Here is a 26,053-nt window from a genome sequence, read left to right as displayed (position 1 = left end):
CCTGTCATGCCGGGGTGTGGAGTCTGTCACCCTTAAATGTCGTACCCCCTCGTCATGATGGAGGTATGGACAACACGGTAGGGGCAGAGATTCTGGAGACCATCGCGGCCTCTGCTTTGCAGCTGGCCGGGGTGCTTCGAGGGACGTCCGCGGATCCGGCCGCTGACCTGGCCGCGGGCTCGGCCGCCAGCCCGGCGGCAATTGGTCCGCCTGCAACTGATCCGGCTGATTCCCCTTCAGTGACTGGTCCATCCGCCAGGTGTGGGGACTTGGCTCGCCGGCAGGCTGAGCTTTGCCTGACCGTCCTGTCGGGGACCGTGGGGATGGAAGCCATGTTCGCAGCCGTGAAGGTCCATGCCGCCAGCGGTTACGACGAGGCCGCTCAAACCATCGCGGCCCCCATCACTTCCCCCCAGGAGCAGACCGCCCAGGACATGGGCATCGTGGCCGAGGTCGCCTGCGCCCTGACCGTCAGTGAACGCACGGGCAGCGCGCTGCTGGGCGAAGCGCACCGCCTGACCACCGCCCTGCCGCTGACGCTGGCCGCCCTGGAAGTCGGGAACATTTCCTGGCAGCATGCCCGGATCGTTGTCGACGAAACGGTCAATCTGGATCCCACGGGTGCGGCGGCGTTGGAGGCGCACTTCCTGGACCCTGATGCACCCAACCCGGCGCGGAACCCGGCCGGAGAAATGGTGCCGTCCCGGTTCCGTCACAAGGCCCGGACCTGGCGCGAACGCCACCACCCGGACAGCATCGAAAAACGCCACACCCGCAGCGCGGCGGACCAGCGGCTGGAGTACTCCCCGGACCGGGACGGCATGGCTTGGCTCTCCGCCTACCTCCCTGCCGATCAGGCCTCCGGGATCTGGGACCGCGCCACCACCGCCGCCCGCGCCCTGCAGGGCCCCACCGAGTCCAGGACCCTCACCCAACTCCGCGCCGACAGCGTCGCAGCTTGGCTTCTGGGCGGGCAGGCCAATCTGATCCCGTCACCCAAGGCGCAAGTGCTGGTCACAGTGCCGGTCTTCGCGCTGATGGGCCTGACTGATGAACCCGCGATGCTCGATGGGTACGGCCCAATTCCGCCATCCATGGCCCGCCAGCTGATTGCCGACAGCGCCGATTCATTCCACCGCGTCCTGACCGACCCCCGCGACGGAGCACCGCTGGAAATCGGCCGTGACAGCTACCGGATACCCAAAGCGATGCGCCAATGGCTTAGATTGCGGGATGGGAAGTGCCCGTTCCCCGGCTGCAGCAACCAGTCCCTGGACAACGAAGCCGACCACCTCCTCGCCTGGCGCCAGGGCGGAAACACCGGGATCAGCAATCTCGGTCAGCCTTGCCCCAAGCACCACCGGCTCAAACACACCACGCCCTGGAAACCCAGCACGGCGAGTTCCACCGACCCACCCGGCTGGATATCACCCACGGGCCGCCACTACGCCAGCGAACACCCCGACTGGGAACCACCCATCTGGCCAAACCAGGTAGTGAACCAACTCCCCCACAAGGAACCTGGCCCCGCCCTGCCCGAAAGCCATCTGCCGGCAGACCCAGAGCCGGGGTCAGAGCCGAAATGGCTGCGCCGCCTCCAAGAAGCAGAGCCGGCACCATTCCCATCCGTACCCGATTTCTTCTGGCTGACCCATCAGCCCGGGGCCGGTGCGGCACCTCCAGTCCCCTGCGCTAACACTGGCTAAGCCCTGCCACGCACTGGCTGAGCGAGCCCTGTCACGCAGCCGGGAAGCAGCTGGGAAGCAGCTGCGGGAAAGCACTTTCCCGCATATGCTGTAAGGAATTCCGTCTTCGCATCCACCTGGAGATTCCCGTGCGCACCAAAGCCGCCGCTTCAGATTCAATCCGGGAACCTGCAGCGTCCAGCGTCGCGCCACTCAGCGCTGATGCCTTCAGGACTCCCTACCGGGATCCCATCTGGGAGGGCCCCACGAACCCCACACCTGGGGCCCGATCACTTGACCGGCGACTGGGTGCTCTTCTACACGCAGAGACGGGCTACGGAAACCGGGCTGACCGGCGTCGAGTGGGTCCATGGCACGGCCGTTGGAGTGGCCCGCTCATCCGACGGCGGGCTCCTGAAACGGCCGACGGCGGTCCAGTAGTAGGACGGCACGCGGACGTTGTGCCTATGGACGCAGCGGCGGACGGCAAGGAACGAGCCCTGATCATTTACTTCACACATCCGCATTGGAATGGCGAGGATATTGACTCCATGGCAGCAGACCCTAAGACCCACCTCAGTCACGTCCGGGCGGCCGTCCTGGAAGTTCACAACGGCAACCTCGTCTGCACAAACATCTGACGCCGAAGCATCCGAAAGCCAGGGCTTGAGAACAGGGTATCGAGGCCGGCACGACCAAAGGCCGAACTACGGAACTATAAGCCAGCGGCTGCTGGCACCGGTCCGATGTTCGGCCCTGAGCCGGACTCGCGCCGGGCGGCGCCAATGTGGGGGCCGCCCGGGAAGATCTATTTGAGTTCAGGCCTCACTGGATATCAGGCCCGCTGCGGCGAACCGAGCTCCACTGGGTCTTCATCAGTGAGGTAGGCAAGTTCCGAGTGGGCTGCGATGTCGATACCGCGCATTTCGTCCTCAGGCTTGATCCGCAGGCCGATAAGGCGGTCGAGGATCTTGGCCAGGATCCACGTGATGCCGAACGAGTACGCCAGGACCGTGACTGTGGCCAGCGCCTGGACACCCAGCAATTCAGCGCCGCCGCCATAGAACAGGCCGTTGACGGCGTTCGGAGCAGCATCGGTGGCAAACAGGCCGACCAACAGGGTGCCGATGATGCCGCCCACGAGGTGAACGCCAACGACGTCGAGCGAATCGTCGTAGCCCAGGCGGAACTTCAGTTCGATGGCGAGCGAGCAGACGGCACCGGCGATCGCGCCGATGGCCAGTGCACCCAGCGGGCTGACCGCGCCGCAAGCAGGCGTAATGGCAACCAGGGCCGAGATCAGGCCGGATGCCGCTCCCATGCTGGTGGCTGCGCCGTGGCGGAGTCGCTCAACCAGCGCCCAGGCGAGGAGCCCGGCAGAAGCTGCCACCGCGGTGTTCAGGAACACGACGGAAGCGGACTGCCCGGCCGAGAGTGCGGAGCCTGCGTTGAAGCCGAACCAGCCCACCCAGAGCAGTCCCGCACCAACGAGCACAAGCGGCCGGCTGTGCGGCTTGGTGTGCTCCATCTTGGGCCAGCCGGAGCTCTTGCCGAGCACGAGTGCCAGTGCAAGCGCCGCGGCGCCGGCGTTCATGTGCACGGCGGTTCCACCGGCGAAGTCGATTGCCTTGATGCCGCTGGCAATCCAGCCGCCCGTGACGCTGCCGTCAGCAGAGGAGAAAGCGAACACCCAGTGTGCAATGGGGAAGTAGACGATGGTTGCCCAGATTCCGGCAAACAGCATCCAGGCGCCGAACTTCATACGTCCGGCTGCCGCTCCCGCAACCAGGGCCGTGGTGACACAGGCGAAGAACAATTGGAAAGCGGCGAACAGGACCACCGGAATGGAGGCTGCCTCGTCTGCGGCGAGCAACTGTCCCATGCCCGGGAATTCAGTGATGTCCCCGATGAGTCCGAGGCCGCCCACGGAGTTTCCGAAGGCCATGGAATAGCCGAAGAGCGCCCAGAGTACCGCCACTAGGCTCGCGCCACCAAAGCACATCATCATCATGTTGAGAATGCGACGAGACCCCACCATGCCCCCGTAAAACAGGGCCAGGGCAGGGATCATCATACAGACCAGCGCTGAGCTGGCCAGAATCCAAGCGACATTTCCCGAATCCATGGGAAACCCCTTTCGTGATGCGAAGAGAGAACGGAAATTGCCCTTAGAGCCGCTCCGGAGGACGGACGCGGAGTCAGTTCCACGTTCATTGGAGGGCAGCTATTGCCGTCTGGTTCCAACTGTATGGCTGCAGTTCCGCGATGGGTTTCTAGCTGGTTAAATCAACGTTTCACTCACGGGCACGCGAGTTTCACAGGTAACTCAAACGAACTTAGGATTCAGGGAGCCGGATATTGGAACAACGCAAGCGGCCACCGACCCTTGCTGGGTCGGTGGCCGCTATGAGCGTCAGTGTGGGGTGCTGGCTAGATAAGCCCCTGCGCGAGCATGGCGTCAGCCACCTTGACAAACCCGCCGATGTTGGCGCCCAGCACGTAGTTACCGGGATCGCCATACTCGTCCGCGGTTGATGCACAGCGGTGGTGGATGCCCACCATGATCTCGGTGAGCCGCTGTTCCGTGTGTTCGAAGGACCAGGAATCGCGGCTGGCGTTCTGCTGCATCTCAAGCGCCGATGTCGCCACGCCGCCTGCGTTCGCGGCCTTACCCGGCCCGAACAGCACACCGGAATCCTGGAACACCGAGACTGCGTCACGGGTGGAGGGCATGTTGGCGCCTTCGCCGACCGCGACCAGGCCGTTGCGGACCAACCGCGCGGCAGCATCGCCGTCGAGCTCGTTCTGGGTGGCGCACGGCAGCGCCACCGTGGCGTCGACATCCCACACCGATCCGGCTTCCACATAGGAAACGCCGGGACGGCGCACCGCGTAATCCTTGAGGCGTCCGCGTTCAACTTCCTTCACCTCACGAAGAAGTGCGACGTCGATGCCCGCCTCATCCACGATGTAGCCGGAGGAGTCGGAGCAAGCCACCACGCTGGCGCCGAGCGTCTGCGCTTTGGCAATGGCGTTGATGGCCACGTTGCCCGAACCTGACACCACCACGCGCTGCCCGTCGAAGGACGAGCCACGGGTTTTCAGCATTTCCTGGGTGAAGATGACAGTGCCATAGCCGGTGGCCTCCGGCCGCACCAGGGAACCGCCCCAGGACATGCCTTTGCCGGTGAGGACGCCGGATTCGTAGCGGTTGGTGATGCGCTTGTACTGCCCAAAGAGGTACCCGATTTCACGGCCGCCGACGCCAATATCACCGGCCGGCACATCGGTGTACTCGCCGATGTGCCGGTAGAGCTCGGTCATGAACGACTGGCAGAACCGCATCACTTCGGCATCGCTGCGGCCGCGCGGATCGAAATCCGAGCCGCCCTTGCCCCCGCCGATGGGCATGCCGGTGAGGGCGTTCTTGAAGATCTGCTCGAAGCCCAGGAACTTCACAATGCCGAGATAGACAGAGGGGTGGAACCGCAGGCCGCCCTTGTAGGGGCCGAGGGCGGAGTTGAATTCGACCCGGAAGCCGCGGTTGATCTGCACGCGCCCGGAGTCGTCGGTCCACGGAACACGGAAGATGATCTGGCGTTCGGGCTCGCAGAGCCGCTCCAGTATGGCGGCTTCAAGCAACTCGGGGTGCCGGTCGTGGACAGGGCCAAGGCTCTCAAAAACCTCCGTCACCGCCTGGTGGAATTCAGCTTCACCAGGGTTCCGCGCCAGTACCGTATTCCGGATTGCCTCAAGCCGAGCGTCCACGCCATCTCCTCAACTTCATTGAATATTCAACACAGCATGCTAGCAACGATTGCCCTTACGGAACTTTCTGTCGCGGTCGCAATCGACTTCTACGCCCGAATGGCGACATTTTCTCCGCCCGAATGGCGACATTCCTGCCGGCGGGTTGGGCGGGCGGGCACCTGCCGTGAAACCATACGGACCATGGCCCAGAAGATTGCGTACCAGGGTGAGCCCGGCGCCAACTCCAATATCGCGTGCATGCAGATGTTCCCCCAGCTGGAAAGCCTTCCCTGCGCCAGCTTCGAGGATGCCTTCGAGCTGGTCTCCAGCGGCGAGGCGGAGCTGGCAATGATTCCGATTGAGAACTCGATCGCCGGCCGGGTGGCGGACATCCACATCCTGCTCCCCCAGTCGCACCTGCAGATCGTGGGCGAGTTCTTCCTGCCCATCCACTTTGACCTGCTGGGCATTCCGGGCAGCACCATCGAGGCCGCCACCGAGGTCCACAGCCACATCCACGCCCTGGGCCAATGCCGCCGCCTGATCCGTGAAGCCAGGCTGCGTCCGGTCATCGCCGGGGACACTGCCGGGTCCGCCCGGGAGGTCCGGGAGTGGAACGACCCCACCAAGCTATCCCTCGCTCCCCCGCTCGCGGCCGAGATCTACGGCCTCGAAGTGCTGGCGTCACGGGTCGAGGATGACCCGTCCAACACCACCCGCTTTGTGGTCCTGGCGCGGGAGAAGGAACTGCCCACCCGGGAAGAACTGCCCGGACCGGCGGTGACCAGCTTTGTGTTCCGCGTCCGGAACGTCCCGTCGGCGCTGTTCAAGGCCCTGGGCGGGTTCGCTACCAACGGCGTGAACATGACGCGGCTGGAGAGCTACATGGTGGGCGACGAATTCGCCGCCACGATGTTCATGGTGGACGTCGAAGGCCACCCCGAGGACGTGCCGTTGCGCCTGGCCCTTGAGGAGCTGGACTTCTTCACCACCGAGGTCCGCATCCTGGGTGTCTATCCCGCGGCCGAGTTCCGGACCGCGCAGACCGTCAATACCTGACCCCAGGGTTTGCGAACCAGGCCGCGGACTGAAGCCCCGCCGGTCATGCCCCGTTGGGCAGCTTCCCGTTCTCACGGCGCGGGAGGAGCGGGGCGAAAAACGCGGCGAATTCCGCCGTCGCGCCCAACGGCAGGACGTTGGCCACGTACTGGTCAGGCCGCACCACCACAACCACGCCGCCGCGGTCCAGGCCGCGGAGCTCGAAGATGTCAGCTGCGGGATCGGTGGCGTAGACCTTCTCATAGTCCGTCAGCTGGAACGGCCCGACTGACGGCTTGAACACCGCCGGGACAGCACCGATATCAAGGCTTGTGTGGTCCTGCTGGTAGATGACCTTCACGTCGAACCACGCGTCCCGGTCAGCGCCCGACGGCGTCGCGGCCAGCGGCGATTCGGGCGAGTTCGCGATCCACCCGGCAAAGTCGATGACGGATGACGTCGCCGCAGCGGGTGCTGCCGGGTCGGCGAAGACGTAGATGCGCCACCGGCCGTCCGCCGTGGCGTGGTGGCCGAGATGCATCGGGTTGCCATCGCATACCCGCACCACTGGCGCGGACTTGAACCGTTTTCCGATGGGGAAGCCGGCGGCCAGGTGCTGGTGCACCGATTCTGCGGTGACCATCGACGGCGTGTACTGGGTCATGAAGCCCGCGGGGAACTCGGCCGTGCTGACGTAGAAGTCCTCAAGCTCGGAGGGGTTCGCAAACTCCTCGGGCTTCTTCGCCATCATGGTGGACCACTCTTTGTCGAAGTCGATCAGGTTCTTGGCCACCACCTGGCGCTCCGCCGAGTAGGTGGCCAGCAGGCTTGCCGGGCTGCGGCCCTCGAGCACATGTCCGAGCTTCCAGCCGAGGTTGAACCCATCCTGCAGGGAGACATTCATGCCCTGGCCGGCCTTGGCGCTGTGCGTGTGGCACGCATCGCCGGTGATGAACACGCGGGGTGTGCGCGTCCCGCGCTGGTCCGGCAGGACGTCGTCGAACCTGTCCGTGAGGCGGTGGGCGACCTCATACACGCTGTGCCAGGCGACGTTGCGGACGTCCAGGGTGTACGGGTGCAGGATGGTGTTCGCGTGGCCGATAATCTGCTCGATGGTGGTGCTGCGCACCGCCCCGTGGTCCTCCGGCACGACCTCGCCGAGGTCAACGTACATGCGGAAGAGGTGGCCGCCTTCGCGTGGGATCAGCAGGATGCTGCCGCCCGCACCGGACTGGATGGCGCATTTTGTGCGGATGTCGGGGAAGTCGGTGACGGCGAGGACGTCCATGACTCCCCACGCGTGATGGGCCTGGTCACCGGCCATGGTGCAGCCGATCGATTCGCGCACCTTGCTGCGGGCGCCGTCCGCGCCGACGACGTACCTGGCGCGGACCACCCGCACCTGGCCCTCCTCAGGGCCTGAACTGTGGACGAGCCTCACTGTGACAGGGTAGTCGCCGTCGCCAATTTCGAGGCTGCGGAATTCATAGCCGTAGTCGGGCGACATCCGCGCTGGCGCGTTGGCCATGTATTCGGCGAAGTAGTCCAGCACACGGGCCTGGTTGACGATCAGGTGCGGGAACTCGCTGATGCCCGTGGGGTCGTCCGGCGTGCGGGCGGCGCGGGCGATCCGGGAATGGTCGGCGGGGTCCGGTTTCCAGAACGCCATTTCGGTGATGCGGTACGCCTCGGCGATGACGCGCTCCGCGAAACCAAACGCCTGGAAGGTCTCTACGCTGCGGGCCTGGATACCGTCCGCCTGGCCGATGACAAGCCGCCCGGGGCGGCGCTCCACGATGCGCGTGGTGACGCCGGGGAACCGGGAAAGCTGGGCCGCAGTGAGCATGCCTGCGGGGCCCGTACCCACGATGAGCACGTCCACTTCGTCGGGAAGTTCGGCAGGGCGGTCCAGACCGACGCCGGATGCTGACTGGACCCGCGGGTCACCGGATACGTAACCGTGGTGGTGGAACTGCACGGGCTTTCCTCACTTCGTTGTGCGGTTGGCAGATCTCGAGTTCGATAATAGAACTCGATATTCTATATATGAATACTGCCCTGAAGTGGAATTCTACGCGGCCGTGATCCAAGCCACAACCTGCCCCTGCGACCGCGAGCCGGGGACCACCGGTGCCACTAACACATCGCCGGCGCTGCAGACATTCCGGGGCTGAACTGGCGGCGGGCCCAGCGGGCGAGTTTCTTGCCCTTGCCCTTCCACCAGTTGTCCTCGTCCTTGTCGTGGTGCAGGCGGAAGATGATCGCCACCATCACGAACATCGACATGCCAACATCCATCCAGGACCAGGCCAGCGCGTCGATCAGCACGCTCATGCCGGCGGAGATGATGGACGGAACGGCCAGCGTCCGGAAGACCGTGCTGGCCACATAGCGCCGGTGCGACCTCGGCACGGACAGCGCCCGCACCATGTCAAAGCACACGCACACCACCACGACGGTCTGACCGATGGCAAGCAGTATCAGCCCAACACTGGACCCTGCGAACATAACGACTGAAGAACCAAACACGCGAAAACCCCCAGAGGCTCGAACCTGCGCTTGTGAGACCGAAGCTGAAGTTCCAGTCAAGCAAGTGGGGGTTGTCGGGTCACGAGTAGTGAGTACTCGCTTTTCGGGCATCAGGCGAGCGTTGTTATTGCCTCAGATGAGCATCGCCTGCCGCACGTTGGCGGCCGATGCGGCGCCTCCGGCTCCTGCAGAGGAGACTCTTCCGGCCGACAGGACGTAGTACCTGTCCGCAGCATGGAGGGCAAAACCGATGTGCTGCTCCACCAGGAGGATGCTCATGCCGTTGCGCTGGGACAGCTTGACGATGGTCGCTTCGATCTCGGCCACAATGTTTGGCTGGATACCTTCGGTGGGTTCGTCGAGGATCAGGAGGCGCGGGTCAGTAATCAGCGCCCGGGCAATGGCCAATTGCTGCCGCTGGCCACCCGAGAGGAGCCCGGCCCGACGTGCCAGCAGCGGCCGGAGCGCGGGAAACATGTCGAGGGCATCGGCCACGCGTTCAGCCCCGTTCCTGCGGCCGTCCGCGATGAGCTGCAGGTTCTCCATAACGGACAGCTGCCCGAATGACTGCTGGCCCTGCGGTACATAGGCCATTCCACGCGCTACGCGCTGGTGTGGGCGGAGGCCCGAGATATCCTCCCCGTCCAGGGAGATTCGTCCGGCCATGGGTTTGAGGAGCCCGACGACGGCGCGGAGCAGTGTCGTTTTGCCGGCGCCGTTGTGCCCCAGGACTGAGACGACGGCTCCCTCCTGGACGCTGACGCTCACCCCGGACAGCACCTGGGTACGGCCGTAGCCGGTCTGCAGATTTTCGATTTCGAGCATCAGTGGCCTTCCGTTCCCGAGGTCCCCAGGTAAACGTCCTGCACCTTTTTGTCCGCCTGCACCTGCGCTACGCTGCCCTCGCTGAGAACCTTGCCCGCAGCAAGGACAGAAACCGACGTGGCGAACTCCCGGACGAAGTCCATGTCGTGCTCAATCACCAGCGTGATCCGGTTGGCCGCGATGCGGCGCAGCAGTTCGCCGGTTTCCCCGCGCTCATCCTGGCTCATCCCGGCGATTGGCTCGTCCAGCAGGAGTACGTCTGAATTCTGAACCAGGAGCATACCGATCTCCAGCCACTGTTTTTGCCCGTGGGCGAGGATGCCCGCCATTTTGTGCGCCGCGCCCTGCAGGCCGATGATCTCCAACGCCTCCTCCACGGCCGGCTCCACGGATTTCCGCCGGCGCAGCATCTGGAGCGGGCTCCGGCCGGAGCCTGCGGCGATGTCGAGGTTCTGGAGCACGGAGAGGTTCTCAAACACGCTTGCGGTCTGGAAGGTGCGCCCCACACCCAGCCGGGCAATCTGGTGCACTTTGCGGCCGAGGATCTCCGTGCCGGTATGGTTCACGGACCCCGTAGCCGGCACCAGGCCTGTGACGGCATCGATTACCGTCGTTTTCCCGGCACCATTGGGGCCGATCAGGAACCGCAGGTCGCCCTGGATCACATCAAGGTTGACGTTGTCCACGGCGAGGAATCCGTCAAAGGAAACCGAGAGATTACGGACTTCAAGGTATTTTGGCCGGCCGCGGCGCCATCCCCCGGCTTGTGGTTCCCCGTCAGGGAGCAGTGTGTGTGTTGTCATCTGCTGACCTCCTCAGGCTTGCTGGCTTTGACTTCGACATTGGGGCCGGGCGCGTTGGTACTGGGCGCTGCAGGCGTTGACGCTGCGGTCCATGGCGCTACGGGCGTTGACGCTGCGGGCAGAGTTCTGCGCCATCTGCCCAGCAGTGACGGCAAAGAGGCAAGGCCGCCCGGCATAAACCCTATGACCAGGACAAACAGCAGTCCCTGGAAGTACACCCAGAACGACGGGAAAGTGGAGGACAGGCTGGACTGGGCGGCGGCGGCGCTGACAGCGCCGAGGACGGGCCCCAAGAGGGTGGCGCGGCCGCCGATTGCGACGCCGATAAGGAAGGCGATGGACGGGATCACGCCCACGTCTGCAGGTGAGATGATCCCAACGAGCGGGACGAACAGCGCCCCTGCAACGCCCGCCAGGACGGCGGCAACCACGTAGATGACGGTTTTGACGGTCGCCGGATCATAGCCCAGGAAACGGACGCGCTCCTCCTGGTCCCGAACCGCCACCAGCAGCTCGCCGAACCGGCTGTGCATCAGCTGCCGGGCAATGGCGACCGACACCAGCAGGACCACCGCAGCGATCATGTACAACATGAGCTTGTTGTTCGGGTCCTTCAGGTCGAAACCGAAGAAGGAGCGGAACCCGTTGAGTCCGTTGGACCCGCCGGTTGTTGCCTGCTGGCCAATCAGGAACACGGCGAAGGCGGCCGCCAGGGCCTGGCTGAGAATTGCGAAATAGGCACCTTTGACGCGCCGCTTGAAGATCGCCAAACCCAGGACGAGTGCCACCAGTCCGGGAACCAGGACCACGGCCAGGAGTGTCACCGCCGGGCTCCGGAACGGTTCCCACCAGCCGGGCACCTCGCCACTGCCGTACAGGGACATAAAGTCCGGCACCCCGGAGCCGCCGAAGAGCGACGCGTCGGCCAGTTTCATGTGCATGGCCATGATGTAGGCGCCAAGCCCGAAAAACACGCCCTGTCCCAGGGTGAGCATGCCGCCGCGACCCCAGGCCAGGCCGATGCCGACTGCCACGATCGCAAAGCAGAGGAACTTCCCCAACAGGCCCAGGTTGAACGCCGGAAGTACCGCGGGTGCAACGCCCAGGAGCAGGACTGCGCCAAGGGTGAATCCGGCCGTGGGTCCCAGCCGCCCGCGCAACAGTCTTTTCATGCCAGGCTCCTTGTTTTGAGGCTGAAGATGCCCTGCGGCCGAAGCTGGAGGAACACCACAATCACGATCAGGATCAGGACCTTGCCGATGCTGGCCGTCGTCGAGTATTCGAAGGCGGACTGCAGCACTCCCAAGGCAAAGGCCGCGATGACTGCCCCCTTGATCTGGCCGATGCCGCCGGCCACCACCACCAGGAAGGCATCCACTATGTAGTTGGTGCCGAGGTACGGGCTTGTTGAACCAATGAGGGTGACCGCGACGCCGGCGATGCCGGCCAGGCCCGAACCAATGAAGAAGGTCAGCTGGTCGCTGCGCCGGGTTGACACCCCACTCGTTTCCGCGAGGTCCCGGTTCAGTACAACAGCCCGGATACGGCGCCCGAGCGGCGTGGCCTTCAGGAGGAGGACCAGTCCGGCGAGGCACAGCAGGGAGAGCCCCAGGATGAAGAGCCGGGTCAGCGGGATCGGAGCGCCGAGGAGCTCGATATTCCCCTGTAGCCAGGCCGGCGTCCGGACATCGACGCTGGGTGCGCCGAAAATGTCGCGTGCGGCCTGCTGCAGGATGAGGGCCACTCCGAAAGTGACCAGGAGGGTGTCCAGAGGCCGGTGGTACATCCGGCGCAACAGCACCTCCTCGAGCACCAGCCCCAGGACACCTCCCACCAAAAAGCCCGCGGGAATGGACACCAGCAGAGATACGCCGGCGTCGGAGATGGCCTGCTGGACCACAAAGGCCGTGTAGGCACCGGCCATCATGAATTCACCGTGGGCCATGTTGATGACCCCCATCTGGCCGAAGGTCAACGACAGTCCCAGTGCTGCCAGAAGCAGCACGGAGCCGAGGCTGAGTCCGGCGAACATCTGCCCTATCAGGAGTTCCATTCCAGCAGGCCTTTCGTCGATGTCTGCGCGGCTGCTACTTGGCCAGGCCCGTGGCCCAGTCGTAGGTGGCCAGGTACGGGTCCGGCTCAACGGCGGCGGGCGATGACCACACTGTGTCGATCAGGCCCGCTGAATTGATCTTGCCGATTCGGGGGGTCTTGGTGATGTGGTTGTTCTCCCCGTTGACCGTGACCAGGCCTTCGGGCGCTTCGAAGGTCACCCCGTCCGCGGCGGCCTGCACCTTGTCCACGTCAAATGAGGCTGCCTTCTCCACCATGGCTTTCCACAGGAACAGCGACGTGTACGCAGCTTCCATGGGGTCGCTCGTGACCCGCTCGGCGCCGAACTTCGCCTTGAACGCTGCCACGAACTTCGTGTTGGCCGGCGTGTCCAGCGTTTGGTAGTAATCCCAGGCAGTCAGCTGGCCTTGGACGTTGTCCAGTCCGACGCCGGGGACTTCCTCCTCGGCGATGGAAACGGAGACCACAGGCATGCTGTCCGCCGTCAGGCCAACGCTCTTGTACTGACGGAAGAAGGCAACGTTGCTGTCGCCGTTGAGGGTATTGAAGACCGCATCGGCTTTGGAGTCCCGGACCTTGTTGACGATGGTGGAGAATTCCGTGGATCCCAGCGGGGCGTACTCTTCCCCGAGGACTTCGATGCCCTTGGCCGCCGCGTAGGCCTGGATGATCTTGTTGGCTGTACGCGGGAAGACATAGTCACTGCCCACCAGGAAGAGGGACTTGGTTCCCTGCTCGGCCAGGTAGTCCAGGGCTGGAATGATCTGCTGGTTGGTGGTGGCCCCGGTGTAGAAGATGTTCTTGGACGATTCCAGGCCTTCGTACTGCACCGGGTAGAACAGCAGCGCGTCGTTGGCCTCAAACACGGGGAGCATCGCCTTGCGGCTTGATGAGGTCCAGCCGCCGAACACCGCGGCGGTGCAGTCCTGCTGGATCAGTTTCCCGGCACGCTCCGCGAACTTGGTCGGTTCGCTGGCGCCGTCCTCACTGATGACCTCAAGCTTTTTGCCCAGGACACCGCCGGAACCATTGATTTCCTCGGCGGCCAGGGTCAGAGAGTCGAAGACGGTGCTCTCGCTGATCGCCATGGTGCCTGAGAGCGAGTTGATGAACCCCACTTTGACGCTGCTGCCCGAAGTGTCAACACAGGACGCGCCGCTGCTCGCGGAGGAGCCGGCGGACGCCGGATCGGCTATCTGGCTGCCGCAACCCGCTAGGACTGTGGCCATGGCGGCCGCCGCCAGAGGAAGGAAAGCGCGTTTGGTGATCAAAAACCTCATGGGTACCTGCTTCTCACTCCGCCGCTGCGCTGGGCAGCGGCTCGCCTCCGAGGTCCGTCAGAAGTGACCCCTTGCGATGAACGTAGAAGCGAATTGTTTCGGCGCCTGCTTGGTTGGTTTCAGAACCGTTTCGGGGCTCTCGCTATCCCGGCCTGAAGTTGAGGTGCACCACAATCGTGCGGGAAAAAACCGCGGGACGGCGGGCCTTGGGAGAATTAACCTGCGGGAAACCTGCCGCGGCGTAACTTTGGCCGGGCAGCCGGACACAATCCGGCCCGGACACGAATGACCGGCCCTGACCTGCGGCTATTCGCCGAGCGCCCTCGGCCGCCAGACCACCACGGCCTGGGATCGGGCGCGGGGGCGCTGGCCGCGGGCCAGGCTCACCACGTCGCCGGCGGCACCGGCCGCGAAGATCCGCGAATCGAGGGGATCCCGACGGCGGACCAGCTCCTCGGTCAGCTCGCCCACCCTGCGCTGCAGCGCCGCCACTTGGTTCTCGAGCTCAAGGATCCGTTTGATGCCTTCAAGGGAGACGCCTTCGTGGGACAGCCGCTGGACTTCACGCAGCATGTTGACGTCCCGCTGCGAGTAGCGACGCGATTTCCCCGGCGCCCGGCTGGGCGAGACAATGCCCAGCCGGTCGTACTGCCGGAGCGTCTGCGGGTGCATATCCGCCAGTTCAGCCGCGACGGAGATCACGAAGATCGGCTGGTCAGCGCTGATGTCCACGGTCTGCTCCGTTGCTTAGAGCCGGGCCTTGGCGGCCAGGCCCTCACGGACATCGGCGTCGGCGGTGGCTTCGGCAAAGGCCTTCACGGCTGCTTCGGCTTCCTTGTTCAGGTTCTTCGGAACCGCGACGTCGATGGTTACCAGGAGATCGCCGGTTACCTTAGAGGTCTTCACGCCGTGGCCTTTGACCCGGAGCGTTCGCCCCGAGGGCGTGCCGGCCGGAACGCGGACCTTCACGGTCTCGCCGTCGATCGTGGGGACCTGGATGTCGGCGCCCAAAGCAGCTTCCGGGAAGGTGACCGGGACATGGATGCGGAGGTTGTCGCCGTCGCGCGTGTAAAACTCGTGGGGCTTGACGGACACGGCCACCATCAGGTCGCCGTTGCCGGCAGGCCCTGGCTGGCCCTTGCCACGGACGCGCACCTTCTGGCCGTCCTTGATGCCGGCGGGAACGCGGACGTCAATGACGTCACCGCTGGGTTCGCGCAGGCCGATGGTGGTGCCGCGGATGGACCCGGAGAAGGAAATGCTGGTGGTCGCTGTGCGGTCGGCACCCTTCGAAGGCGGACGCTGGAAGCCGGGCTGGCCACCGAAGCCGCCGCCGCCGAAGAGGTCGGCGAACTCGGGCGGAATGCCGCCGGACCGGTTGAACCCGCTGGGCTGACGCCCTTGGCCGCCGGTGAACAACCCGCCGAACATGTCCTCGAAGCCGCCGTTGCCGCCGCCGGCCCCGCCGGGAGCGAACCTGGCGCCGCCGCCCATGGCCCTGATGGCGTCATACTGCTGGCGCTCATCCGGATCAGACAGCACCGAGTAGGCCTCGGAGATGTCCTTGAATTTCTTCTCCGACGCAGCGTCCCCGGAGTTTGTATCCGGGTGGTGCTGGCGGGCAAGTTTCCGGTAGGCCTTCTTGATGTCGGCGTCGGAAGCGTCCTTGGCGATACCAAGGATCGCGTAAAAGTCCTTGTCCACCCAATCCTGGCTAGCCAATGGCGTTTCCTTTCAAAAGTACAAAAGCGTTAAGGCGAGATGACCGCCGGCGCGGAGGCCGGATAGGGGGCGGCGGTGTGGAGGGCACCGCCCCATATCCGGCGTAGCGCAAGCCACCCAGACTAGGCCGGGACGGCCACAATCACCTGTGCTGCGCGGAGCACGCGGTCCCCTGACTTGTAGCCGGAGCGGAGCACCTGGCTGACGGTGTCAACCTCGATGTCTTCGCCAGGCTGCTGGATGAGGGCCTCGTGGATCGTGGGATCGAACTCCACTCCGGTCTCATCAATGCGGACCAGGCCGTACGTCTTCAGCGCGTTCTCCAATTTGGTGGCGATCGCGGCGAACGGGCCGTCGGTCAGGTCACCGTGCTGGCGGGCGGCATCGACGTCGTCAAGTACCGGAAGCAGGGAGTTCAGGACGCCGATGACGGCCATCTCCCCTGCCACGGCCCGGTCGCGCTCAACGCGCTTGCGGTAGTTGACGTATTCAGCCTGGAGCCGGAGAAGATCGTTCTTCATCTCGGCGGCTTCAGCCTGTCCTGCACCCTGTGCCACCGATTCCTCGGCCGGCACCTCGATGCCGTTGAGGATTTCCTCGGCCTGGGCGAGTGCATCGCCGTCGCTGTCCACAGGCTCGCCCACCGGGGACTCGCCTGCCGGCGCGTCAGCGGGCTTCTCGCCCTCCGGGTGCCGGGCCTGCCCGGTCACCGGATCAACCTTGCGGTTGTCCCGGATGACCGGTTCCTGGTGGCCGCTGCCCTGGTCTGGCGAAGAGTTGTGCTCTTCCTCGTTACCGTGGTGCGGCATGGCTACTTCTTCGCTTCGTCTTCGTCGATGATCTCGGCGTCGACGATGTCCTCGTCAGCAGCCTTATCCCCACCGGCGGGAGCACCCTCGGCACCTGCGGCACCGGTGGCACCGTCCGGCGAACCGGCCTGGGCGTAGATGGCTTCGCCGAGCTTGGTCTGGGAAGCCTGGAGCTTCTCGAACGCGGTCTTCACGGCTGCGTCGTCGGTGCCTTCAAGGGCCTTCTTGAGTTCGTCGACGTCGGCCTGGACCTCGGTCTTGACTTCTTCAGGCAGCTTGTCGGTGTTGTCGGCGATCAACTTGTCCACGGAGTACGCGAGCTGCTCGGCGGTGTTGCGGGTGTCGGTCGCCTCGCGGCGGGCCTTGTCCTCGGCTGCGTGCTCCTCGGCGTCCTTGACCATGCGCTCAATGTCTTCCTTGGAGAGCGCGGTGCCGCCGGTGATGGTCATGGACTGTTCCTTGCCGGTGCCCTTGTCCTTCGCGGAGACGTGGACAATGCCGTTGGCATCGATGTCGAACGTGACCTCGACCTGCGGGACACCGCGCGGAGCCGGCGCGATGCCGGTCAGCTCGAACGTGCCCAGCGGCTTGTTGTCCCGGGTGAACTCGCGCTCGCCCTGGAAGACCTGGATGGCCACGGACGGCTGGTTGTCATCAGCCGTGGTGAAGGTCTCGGACCGCTTGGTGGGGATGGCGGTGTTGCGCTCGATCAGGTGCGTCATGACGCCGCCCTTGGTTTCGATGCCGAGGGACAGCGGGGTGACGTCGATCAGCAGGACGTCCTTGCGCTCGCCCTTCAGAACGCCGGCCTGGAGTGCTGCGCCAACGGCCACAACTTCATCCGGGTTGACGCCCTTGTTAGGCTCCTTGCCGCCGGCCAGTTCTTTGACCAGGTCGTAGACAGCGGGCATACGGGTGGATCCGCCAACGAGGACGATGTGGTCGATCTCGGAAAGCTTGATGCCGGCTTCCTTGATGACGTCGTGGAACGGCTTCTTGGTGCGCTCCAGCAGGTCCTTGGTGAGCTCCTGGAACTTGGCGCGGGTCAGCTGCTCGTCGAGGTGCACCGGGCCGTCGGGGGTGACGGAGAGGTACTGAAGCGAGACGTTGGTGCTGCTGGAAGAAGAGAGTTCCTTCTTGGCCTGCTCAGCGGCTTCACGGAGGCGCTGCAGGGCGATCTTGTCCTTGGACAGGTCCATGCCCTTGACCTTGAGCTGGTTCAGGAGGTAATCCACAACGCGCTGGTCCCAGTCGTCGCCGCCGAGGCGGTTGTCGCCTGCAGTGGAGCGGACCTGGATGGTGGAGAAGTTGTCTTCATCCTTGCCCACTTCGAGCAGGGAGACATCGAACGTGCCGCCGCCGAGGTCGAAGACCAGGATGAGCTCGTCTTCCTTGCCCTTGTCCAGGCCATAAGCCAGCGCAGCCGCGGTTGGCTCGTTGACAATGCGCAGGACGTTGAGGCCCGCGATTTCGCCGGCTTCCTTGGTGGCCTGGCGCTCGGCGTCGTTGAAGTAGGCCGGAACGGTGATCACGGCGTCGGTGACCTTCTCACCGAGGTAGGACTCGGCGTCGTTCTTAAGCTTCATGAGCACACGGGCGGAGATTTCCTGCGCGGTGTACTTCTTGTCATCGATGCCAACGGACCAGTCAGTGCCCATGTGGCGCTTGACGGAAGCGATGGTGCGATCAATGTTGTTGACGGCCTGGCGCTTGGCGATCTCGCCAACCAGGACTTCGCCGGACTTGGAGAATGCAACGACGGACGGCGTGGTGCGGCCACCCTCGGCGTTGGCAATTACGGTGGGCTCGCCACCTTCGAGAACGGAGACGACGGAGTTAGTGGTTCCGAGGTCGATACCTACTGCACGTGACATGTGTTGCTTCCTTCTTTTCCTTGGAAACTTGCTGGCGCCCGAGTGTTGAGCGTTCTGCACTCAACTTTACTCAGGGCGCAAGCGATGTCAATCCAAGGTTGAGCGGAGTCCGCTCAACCTTGGACTGTTAGGTCACGGCATTCTCGGGCTATCCCCGGATTTCCGGGGTTTTTATGCCGAAATTCCGATTCCCTGGCGGTAGTTCGCTGTGCGTGAACGGCCCGCTATGGGTTCTTGTCCTCGTCCACTTCCACTTCGCGGGCGCTTTCAACGGAGCCGGCCTCGCCATAGTCACCTTCGGGGTAATCGCCTTCCTCGGGCTGGTTCTCCGCGCCGCCCACAACGCCGGCTTCGCCGTAGTCGCCTTCCTCATACTGGCCGGCCTCACCCTCCAAACCGGGTTCCGTACTGCCCTTGCGGCTGTCTTCTTCAGGTGCGGTGTTCTCACTCATGACGTGATCTCTCCTTTGAGTTTCCGCGTCCATCCGGGCGCATTTGGAGTCTACCCAGCCGAAGGCCTGCTAAACAGGGGGTGGCGCAGGCTCCGGGGCGCCCTCCGGGTTTCCGTCATGCGCCGAGGCCGGCCATCCCCGCGAGGACGGCGAGGTGGTGCTCAAAGAGTTCATCGCGGGCCCGGACGGCGGCCGGGGACCTCGGTCTCGGATTGAAGGGCTTCGTCGTCGCGGAGCTCTGACGCGTCCAGCTCAGGCCTGCCCAGCTTGCCGGGCCACCAGATGCGCGGGCCGATGTCGTAAGCCAGCGCGGGGACCAGGAGCGAGCGCACCAGCACAGTGTCCAGCAGCACGCCGAACGCCACAATGAAGGCAAGCTGTACCAGGAACATGATGGGGATGACCCCCAGCGCGGCGAACGTGGCGGCGAGCACCACACCGGCAGAGGTGATCACGCCGCCGGTCACGCCAAGGCCGCGCAGGATGCCCGGCCGGGTCCCGTGCTTCAGCGATTCCTCCCGCACCCGGCTCATCAGGAAGATGTTGTAGTCAACGCCCAGGGCCACCAGGAACACAAACCCGAACAACGGCACAGTGGCGTCAGCGCCGGGGAATCCCAGCAGGCTGTTGAAGACCACAGCCGAGACGCCCATGGCTGCCCCGTACGACAACACCACGGAGAGCACCAACAGCACCGGCGCCACCACGGAGCGAAGCAGCAGCATCAGGATGAACAGAATGACCACCAGCACGATGGGGATAATGATCACCAGGTCGCGCTGGGCGGTGACGTTTGTGTCCAGGGCCGTGGCGGTCACACCGCCAACCAAAGCGCCGGCGTCGACCGTTTTTAGGTCCTGGCGCAGCGCCTTGACCGAGTCCTCCGCCTCAATGGAATCCGCGGCATAGTTGAGCGTGGCGTTGATCAGCACCCTGCCGTCGTGGACGTCGGGAGCGCTGGGACTGCTGGGCGCGCCGGGTGCTGCTGGTTCGGTGGAAATGATCGGCACCCCGCCTTCAGCCAGGAGGTAGGCGTCCCCCACGCCGTCGGCCGCTTTGACCTTTGCCAGCACTTCATCGGCTTTGCTTTCGTCCGCAATGACGACGGCGGGGCTGCCGCTGCCGGCGTCGAAATGCCGCGCCAGCGCGTCCTGGCCGTCCACCGCATTGGACGCGGTGAGGATGACGTCGGTCTGCGGCACGCCGTTGGCCTTCAGCTGCAGCACGCCGGCCGAAGCCACCAAAAGGAGGAGGACCGACGCCACCCAGACCGTGCGCGGGCGGCGGGAAACCAGCGACCCGGTGGCCCGCCAGATGCCCTTCTGCCCCTCCAGGCCGCTGACCAGGTCGGGCTCACGCTCGCCCGCCGGAACCAGCTTGGGGCGGAACGGCCAGAACGCGGCCCGGCCCAGGAGCGCCATCAGAGCGGGCAGTAGGGTCAGCGCGGCGAACAGCGAGCAGAGGATGCCGGCGGCCGCAACAGGGCCCAGCGCCTTGTTGGAATTCAGGTCCGAGAACAGCAGGCAGAGCAGGGCAATGATGACGGTGGCGCCGGATGCCAGGATCGGCTCGAACGACGCCTTCCACGCCGTCAGCACGGCTGCGGTCCGGTTGCGCGTGTGGGTCAGGGCCTCGCGGAACCTCGCCACGTACAGCAGCGCATAGTCCGTGGCCGCGCCGATCACCAGGATGGACAGGATGCCCTGGCTCTGGCCGCTCAACTGGATCCAGCCGAGCTTGGCCATACCGAACACGAGCAGAATGGCGGCGCACAACGCAAAGACCGAGGTGAGCAACACGGCGAGGGGCAGGAGAAGCGAGCGGTAGACGATGAGCAGGATCAGGAACACCGCACCGAGTGCCACCAGGAGCAGGATGCCGTCGATGCCGGCGAAGGCGCTGACCAGGTCTGCGGTCAGGCCCGCGGGGCCGGTGACGAAGGTTTGCATGCCTTCAGGGGCGGAATCCGCCAAAAAGTCCCGCAACTCCTGGACGGATTCCTTCAGCTCACCGGTGGACCCGATCTGAACGATGAACTGGACTGCTTTCCCGTCTTCCGAAGGGATGGGTCCGATCACAGCGCTGCCTGATTCGAGGCCCTCCAGTCCCGTTTTCAGGGATGCCAGTTCGCCAAGCTCCGCGGGGCTTATGGCGTCGCGGTTCTCGATGACGATAACGGCCGGCACTTCGTCTGAATCACGGAACTTCGCCTGCCAGTCCTGCGCGGCGGTGGCTTCGGCGCTGGCCGGCAGGAAGGAAGCCTGGTCATTGGAGGAGACCTCGTCGAGGCGCCCGAAGGTGGGTCCGCCCACCCCGGCGATGGCCAGCCACGTGAGCACCAACAAAACAGGAAGGAGCCAGCGCAGCCAGAACGGAACGCTCGCGCTGTGTTGGGGACTGGATGTCATGATTCCTACTTCACCTAGGGCCTAGGGTGGCCGGGTACGCTTGTGTCCATAATAGAGTATCTCTACGATAGAGATAAATACCCGGGATTATTTGTTCTACACCAATCAGCTGGCATCGCTGCAGTAATATCCGTCAGGGCACCAGGCAAGTTCACGGGCACCAGGCAAGCGAGTGGAGGAGGGCCGGATATATGACGGACGAACCGTTCCAGCGCCCACCGAACTCCGCGCCCTTTGCCCTTGTCCGCCTGCTCCAGGACTTCACCCTGGAGGCCAACCGCTACGTGGACACCGCCGGCGGCCGCAACGACATGCACCGCACGGACCTCAATGCGCTGGCGGCGATCATGCGTCACACCGCCAAGGGCCTGGTGGTCACGCCGGGCATCCTGCGCAAAGAACTCAACCTCAGCTCCCCCGCCACCACCGCCCTCATCGACCGGCTGGACAGTTCCGGGCACGTGGTCAGGGAGCGTCTCGGCCCGGACCGGCGGCAGGTCCAGCTCCGCATGACACCGAAGGCGTTCCAGGACGGCAGTGCCATGTTCATGCCGCTGTCGCGCCACATGGGTAGCGCCATGGCGGACTTCTCGCCCGCCGAACTGGAGCTCGTCACGCGATTCATGACCGCCATGGTGGAGGCCACCGTCGCGGCCCGTGAGGAGGCGGCCGGCGGCGGCCCCACCGCCCCCGCCAGGTAGGAAGGTTCCGTCCGTTTTCCATTGGGGAGGGGTAGCGTTTCACTATGAGCGCGCAGCAGCCTGACGACGATGTGTACACGCACGGCCACCACGATTCGGTGGTCCGCGCCCACGCCTCCAGGACCGCGGAAAACTCCGCGGCCTTTGTCATTCCCCACCTCACGCCCGGGGTTTCAGTGCTCGACGTCGGCTGCGGCCCTGGGAGCATCACCTGCGATTTCGCGGGGCTGGTGTCGCCAGGAAAAGTCACCGGCCTGGACCGGTCACCGGACATCATCGCCCAGGCCACGGCACTGGCCGCAGAGCGCGGCGTGGCCAATGCGGAATTCCTGGCCGGCAACATCTATGACCTCGACTTCGAGGACGAAACGTTCGACGTCGTGCACGCCCACCAGGTGCTCCAGCACCTCACCGATCCCGTGGAGGCGTTGCGCGAGATGCGCCGGGTGGCGAAACCGGGCGGCATTGTGGCAGTGCGCGACGCCGACTTCCACGGCATGAGCTGGTACCCCGCCATCCCTGAGCTTGACGAATGGATGGACCTGTACCAGCGGATCGCCCGCCGCAACGGGGCCGAGCCCGATGCCGGCCGCCGGCTCGTTTCCTGGGTCCAGTCCGCGGGCTTCGGAGATGTGGCGCCCACCAGCAGCAACTGGCTGTATGCCACCGGGCAACAGCGGAGATGGCAGGCCAGGGTCTGGGGTGAACGGGTGCTGCATTCGGCGTTCGCGGAGCAGGCCCTTGAATACGGCTTCGCCAATCCAGCGGACCTGGCCAGGATTTCGGCTGGCTGGCACCGCTGGGGCTCCACCGACGACGGCTGGTTCCTGATCCCGAACGGTGAGGTAATCGCCCGGGCGTGATTTCCACATAGGCATAACAACGCCTATCCACCCAGCTCTGGCCGCAATAGCGTCGGCACATGAGCTATTGCGGAGAGAACGAATACTGGGCAGAGCCTTACACCGCCGAGGTTGACCAACTAGACTTGGTCAACATGGGACAATACAACGTCCAGGAGGCAAAAACGCGCCTCTCTGAGCTGTTAAATCTTGTTGAAAACGGCGAGGATGTGGTCATTGCCAAGGCAGGCCGCCCGGTGGCCCGGCTGGTGAAAATCGAGCGCCCGCTCAAACGCGAACTGGGCTTTCTGGCGCCCCTGCAGATCCCTGACGGGTTCTACGAGCCATGGACCGACGAGGAAATGGGTGTAGTGACGGGTGGCGATCACTGATGCGCCTGCTCCTGGACACCCATGTCTTCCTGTGGGCCCTCGCCGAACCCAGGAAACTGTCCAGCAAAGCCAGGAACGCCATCACTAAGCTAGAGAACTCGGTCTATGTCTCGCCCATGACCGCCTACGAACTGTCATACAAACACCATCAAGGCAAGCTGCCGTCGGGGGCGGCGATAGTGGCAAGCTTCGGACGGCAGGTGGCCCACCTGTACGCCTCAGAGCTGGCCATCTCCGCTCCGCATGCGTTGGCCGCCGGTCAGCTGGAATGGGAACACAAGGACCCCTTTGACCGGATCCTGGCTGCGCAAGCCATGGTGGAAGGACTGACGCTGGTGACGGCAGATCAGCAGCTTCACGCCTTTGAGCCCGTGACCACACTGTGGTGAGGGCGGCACTCACTTGTGGTGAGGGTGCCATTCTTGCGGTGCTGACGGCACTAAACTTGGCAGGTGCAATTCTCCCTTTGGCTCGCCCTCGCGGGCGCCGGTCTCCTGATCAGTTTCACGCCGGGCGCCGGTGCCATCAACACCATGAGCAACTCGCTGACGTCCGGGTTCCGCCGCTCCATCTGGGGGATCCTTGGCCAGCAGGCAGCGCTGGTTGTCCACGTGGTGATCGTGGCGTTGGGCGTCGGCGTGCTGGTGGCCAGCTCCCCGGTGGCCTTCAACGTGATCCGCTACGCCGGCGCCGCTTACCTGGTGTACCTGGGTATCCGCCAGTTCCTGAGCAAACCGGAACTGGACCAGGAACAGGCCGACGCCCTCCGGAACGAGCCCGCCTGGTCAATGTTCCGGCGCGGCCTCTGGGTCAACCTGCTCAATCCTAAGGCCATCGTTTTCTTCCTCGCGTTCATGCCACAGTTCATTCGCCCGGAACAGCCCCTCCTGCCCCAGTATCTTGTGCTCACGGCCACCGTGGTGGTGATCGACATCCTGGTCATGTGGTTCTTCTTCGCTTTTGCCGCCAAATCCTTCCAGCGCTTCACGCACAACGCCCGCGGCCAGAAGATCCTCAGCCGGATCTTCGGGGTGCTCTTTGTGGCGGTGGGCATTCTCCTCGCGCTGATCCACTAGGCCTGGCCACCGGGGCTGATCACCTCTGTTCCTGGCAGGATCGTTCCTGGATATCGACGCCGGGAGCATGATTCTGGACATCGTCAAGACGGTGCTCCTGCCAGTCATAGCCGGGCTGCTGGCGCGGCGCCCGCTGCGGGACGACCAGCAAGGGCTGCCTTGAGGCAGCAAACACGCACGTCCGCACGATCCCCGGCCAGGCGGCGCCGCGACAGCGGCTGATGCAGCAGCAGCAGGTACGCTCTATTTCATGACCCCCGCACCTGTGATCATCGCCATTGACGGGCGATCCGGCGCAGGCAAAACCACTCTGGCCATCGAACTCGCCGCGCAGCTAAGGAACCATCACAAAGTCGCGCTGTTCCACCTTGAGGACATCTACCCGGGCTGGAATGGCCTCACCGCGGGCATCGAGCGCTACGTTTCCACCGTGCTCACACCCTTGAGCCGCGCCGAGCCCGCCACCTGGACCAGCTGGGACTGGGACAGGCATTACGACGGCGACACCCGGGTCACGCTGCCCGCCGAGATCGTGATCATTGAGGGAGTGGGGGCGGCCGCCGCCGACGCCAGGCCCATGCTCAGCGCTGTCATCTGGGCCGACGCGCCGGACGACATCCGCCGGAAGCGGGCCTTGGACCGCGACGGCGGTACGTATGAGCCGTTCTGGGACCAATGGGCCGAACAGGAAAACGCGTGGCTCGCCGCCGACGACGTCCGCCGCCAAGCCGATATCCGCGTCCTCAACAATGCCGATGGTTCCGCCACCGCCGACGTCATGCAGGCCCTCGTGTACCTGCCCGCTCTCGGACCGGCGCTTGTTCCCGAGCTTGCCGCCCGCCGCGGCCTCAGGCTGCGTGCAGAACGGCTGGTCGCCAGGCCTGACGCCGCCGCCCTCTTCAAGAACCTTTACGGCGGCTCAGCGAACGCCGTCTGGCTGGACTCCTCCAATGCGGGCGCCAACACGCACACCGAACGCAACCGCTTCAGCATCCTCGCGGACGACGGCGGAACGTACGGCCAGGCGGTCACGCACCGGTCCGGCGAAAGCGTCATCACGGCAGGCTCCGCCACGGCGCGGGTGCCGGGACCGTTCTTCCGCTGGCTGGACACCGTCTGGGGACGCCGGGCGGTCCGCACTCCGAAGGGCTACCCGGGCGACTTCACCCTGGGCTGGCTGGGCTGCCTGGGCTATGAGCTCAAGCGCGAAACCGGAGGGACGGACGTAGCGGCGCCGACTCCCGACGCGGCCCTGATCTTCGCGGGGCGCGCCGTCGTTCTGGACCACGTTGAAGGAACGGCCTGGCTCCTGGCGCTGGAAGCGCCCGACGCCGACGGCTGGCTGGCCGACGCCCGCGCCGCCGTCGCCGGCTCCCCAAGCACCCCGGGCTCAGGCGCTCAAAGCACGCACGCCGGCGGCAGCAACGTCGTCGTGCGTCCCGTTGGGCCCGCATTCAGCAGCCGCGACACGGAGCGCTCCTACCTGGCCAAAATCGAGGCTGCCCAGCACCAAATCCATGAGGGCAACTCCTACGAGGTGTGCCTGACCACCACGCTCACGGCCCGGCTGCCTGCCGCCGCGGCGGCCCCCTGGCCCACGTACCTCGCGCTGCGGCGGAAGAACCCGGCGCCGTTCGCCAGCTACCTGCGGTTCGGCGGGCTGACGGTGGCCAGTACGTCGCCTGAGCGGTTCCTGAGGATAACGTCCGAGGGCGGTATGCGCGCCGAACCGATCAAGGGCACCCGCCGCCGGGGTGCTGATCCGGAGCGTGACAGGCAACTGCGGGAGGACCT

Annotated in this window: 23 protein-coding genes and 1 pseudogene; 9 read left to right on the top strand and 15 right to left on the bottom strand. The window is 64.9% G+C overall.

Annotation, left to right across the window (positions count from 1 at the left end):
* Window positions 1-65 precede the first annotated feature (65 nt).
* Window positions 66-1,706, top strand: a complete 1,641-nt coding sequence (locus DAD99_RS10230) for an HNH endonuclease signature motif containing protein (protein WP_193341448.1) — start codon at window positions 66-68, stop codon at window positions 1,704-1,706.
* A gap of 814 nt (window positions 1,707-2,520) precedes the next feature.
* Here the strand turns inward: DAD99_RS10230 and DAD99_RS10220 are convergent.
* Together DAD99_RS10220 and gdhA are read right to left on the bottom strand one after the other, a co-directional pair.
* Complete coding sequence (locus tag DAD99_RS10220) at window positions 2,521-3,810, bottom strand: ammonium transporter (protein ID WP_193341447.1); 1,290 nt, start codon at window positions 3,808-3,810, stop codon at window positions 2,521-2,523.
* A 305-nt stretch (window positions 3,811-4,115) separates the two neighbouring features.
* The gene (gene gdhA / locus DAD99_RS10215; RefSeq protein ID WP_193341446.1) at window positions 4,116-5,453 is read right to left on the bottom strand and encodes an NADP-specific glutamate dehydrogenase; all 1,338 of its coding nucleotides are present in this window, start codon (window positions 5,451-5,453) and stop codon (window positions 4,116-4,118) included.
* A 183-nt stretch (window positions 5,454-5,636) separates the two neighbouring features.
* On the opposite strand from gdhA, the gene DAD99_RS10210 reads away from it, so the two are divergent.
* A complete protein-coding gene (locus tag DAD99_RS10210; protein WP_193341445.1) occupies window positions 5,637-6,494 on the top strand; it encodes a prephenate dehydratase in 858 nt (285 codons plus the stop codon).
* A 43-nt stretch (window positions 6,495-6,537) separates the two neighbouring features.
* On the opposite strand, the gene DAD99_RS10205 is transcribed toward DAD99_RS10210, so the two are convergent.
* The 13 genes from DAD99_RS10205 to DAD99_RS10145 form a co-directional block, all read right to left on the bottom strand.
* The gene (locus DAD99_RS10205; protein WP_193341444.1) at window positions 6,538-8,451 is read right to left on the bottom strand and encodes an FAD-binding monooxygenase; all 1,914 of its coding nucleotides are present in this window, start codon (window positions 8,449-8,451) and stop codon (window positions 6,538-6,540) included.
* 158 nt (window positions 8,452-8,609) lie between these two features.
* On the bottom strand, window positions 8,610-8,981 hold the full coding sequence (locus DAD99_RS10200) for a hypothetical protein (protein ID WP_193341515.1): 372 nt from the start codon (window positions 8,979-8,981) through the stop codon (window positions 8,610-8,612).
* Window positions 8,982-9,134: 153 nt separating this feature from the next.
* Window positions 9,135-9,827, bottom strand: a complete 693-nt coding sequence (urtE, locus tag DAD99_RS10195; protein ID WP_193341443.1) for an urea ABC transporter ATP-binding subunit UrtE — start codon at window positions 9,825-9,827, stop codon at window positions 9,135-9,137.
* The gene (gene urtD / locus DAD99_RS10190; RefSeq protein ID WP_193341442.1) at window positions 9,827-10,630 is read right to left on the bottom strand and encodes an urea ABC transporter ATP-binding protein UrtD; all 804 of its coding nucleotides are present in this window, start codon (window positions 10,628-10,630) and stop codon (window positions 9,827-9,829) included. The genes urtE and urtD overlap by 1 nt, the downstream gene beginning before the upstream one ends.
* On the bottom strand, window positions 10,627-11,802 hold the full coding sequence (gene urtC / locus DAD99_RS10185) for an urea ABC transporter permease subunit UrtC (RefSeq protein ID WP_193341441.1): 1,176 nt from the start codon (window positions 11,800-11,802) through the stop codon (window positions 10,627-10,629). Before urtC ends, urtD begins: the two co-directional genes overlap by 4 nt.
* A complete protein-coding gene (urtB, locus tag DAD99_RS10180; RefSeq protein WP_185261822.1) occupies window positions 11,799-12,683 on the bottom strand; it encodes an urea ABC transporter permease subunit UrtB in 885 nt (294 codons plus the stop codon). Before urtB ends, urtC begins: the two co-directional genes overlap by 4 nt.
* A 34-nt stretch (window positions 12,684-12,717) precedes the next feature.
* The gene (gene urtA, locus DAD99_RS10175; RefSeq protein WP_193341440.1) at window positions 12,718-13,983 is read right to left on the bottom strand and encodes an urea ABC transporter substrate-binding protein; all 1,266 of its coding nucleotides are present in this window, start codon (window positions 13,981-13,983) and stop codon (window positions 12,718-12,720) included.
* Between the two features lie 306 nt (window positions 13,984-14,289).
* Entirely contained in the window at window positions 14,290-14,715 is a 426-nt protein-coding gene (locus DAD99_RS10170; protein ID WP_185261824.1) for a heat shock protein transcriptional repressor HspR, read from the bottom strand.
* Window positions 14,716-14,730: 15 nt separating this feature from the next.
* Complete coding sequence (locus tag DAD99_RS10165; protein ID WP_193341439.1) at window positions 14,731-15,705, bottom strand: DnaJ C-terminal domain-containing protein; 975 nt, start codon at window positions 15,703-15,705, stop codon at window positions 14,731-14,733.
* A 122-nt stretch (window positions 15,706-15,827) separates the two neighbouring features.
* Window positions 15,828-16,514: a nucleotide exchange factor GrpE gene (locus DAD99_RS10160; RefSeq protein WP_193341438.1), complete on the bottom strand. Its 687-nt coding sequence runs from the start codon at window positions 16,512-16,514 to the stop codon at window positions 15,828-15,830.
* 2 nt (window positions 16,515-16,516) lie between these two features.
* A complete protein-coding gene (dnaK, locus tag DAD99_RS10155) occupies window positions 16,517-18,388 on the bottom strand; it encodes a molecular chaperone DnaK (RefSeq protein WP_185261827.1) in 1,872 nt (623 codons plus the stop codon).
* Window positions 18,389-18,612: 224 nt separating this feature from the next.
* On the bottom strand, window positions 18,613-18,840 hold the full coding sequence (locus tag DAD99_RS10150) for a hypothetical protein (RefSeq protein WP_193341437.1): 228 nt from the start codon (window positions 18,838-18,840) through the stop codon (window positions 18,613-18,615).
* Between the two features lie 170 nt (window positions 18,841-19,010).
* A complete protein-coding gene (locus DAD99_RS10145) occupies window positions 19,011-21,248 on the bottom strand; it encodes an efflux RND transporter permease subunit (protein WP_193341436.1) in 2,238 nt (745 codons plus the stop codon).
* A 191-nt stretch (window positions 21,249-21,439) separates the two neighbouring features.
* On the opposite strand from DAD99_RS10145, the gene DAD99_RS10140 reads away from it, so the two are divergent.
* The 7 genes and pseudogenes from DAD99_RS10140 to DAD99_RS10110 form a co-directional block, all read left to right on the top strand.
* On the top strand, window positions 21,440-21,949 hold the full coding sequence (locus DAD99_RS10140) for a MarR family winged helix-turn-helix transcriptional regulator (RefSeq protein WP_193341435.1): 510 nt from the start codon (window positions 21,440-21,442) through the stop codon (window positions 21,947-21,949).
* Between the two features lie 44 nt (window positions 21,950-21,993).
* The gene (locus DAD99_RS10135; protein ID WP_193341434.1) at window positions 21,994-22,812 is read left to right on the top strand and encodes a methyltransferase domain-containing protein; all 819 of its coding nucleotides are present in this window, start codon (window positions 21,994-21,996) and stop codon (window positions 22,810-22,812) included.
* Window positions 22,813-22,871: 59 nt separating this feature from the next.
* Window positions 22,872-23,183: a type II toxin-antitoxin system prevent-host-death family antitoxin gene (locus tag DAD99_RS10130; protein ID WP_309233242.1), complete on the top strand. Its 312-nt coding sequence runs from the start codon at window positions 22,872-22,874 to the stop codon at window positions 23,181-23,183.
* On the top strand, window positions 23,183-23,572 hold the full coding sequence (locus DAD99_RS10125) for a type II toxin-antitoxin system VapC family toxin (protein ID WP_193341433.1): 390 nt from the start codon (window positions 23,183-23,185) through the stop codon (window positions 23,570-23,572). Before DAD99_RS10130 ends, DAD99_RS10125 begins: the two co-directional genes overlap by 1 nt.
* Window positions 23,573-23,635: 63 nt before the next feature.
* Window positions 23,636-24,259, top strand: coding sequence for a LysE family transporter (locus DAD99_RS10120; RefSeq protein ID WP_193341432.1), 624 nt, complete (start codon window positions 23,636-23,638; stop codon window positions 24,257-24,259).
* 25 nt (window positions 24,260-24,284) lie between these two features.
* Window positions 24,285-24,386: pseudogene (locus DAD99_RS10115) on the top strand (bile acid:sodium symporter family protein); the annotation flags it as partial.
* Window positions 24,387-24,509: 123 nt separating this feature from the next.
* Window positions 24,510-26,053: chorismate-binding protein (locus tag DAD99_RS10110; RefSeq protein WP_193341431.1), on the top strand; the 1,544-nt coding region annotated here is incomplete at its 3' end.

The sequence above is a fragment of the Pseudarthrobacter sp. AB1 genome (assembly GCF_014926485.1).
Lineage (GTDB): Bacteria > Actinomycetota > Actinomycetes > Actinomycetales > Micrococcaceae > Arthrobacter.
This window is presented reverse-complemented; position numbering and strand designations above follow the sequence as displayed.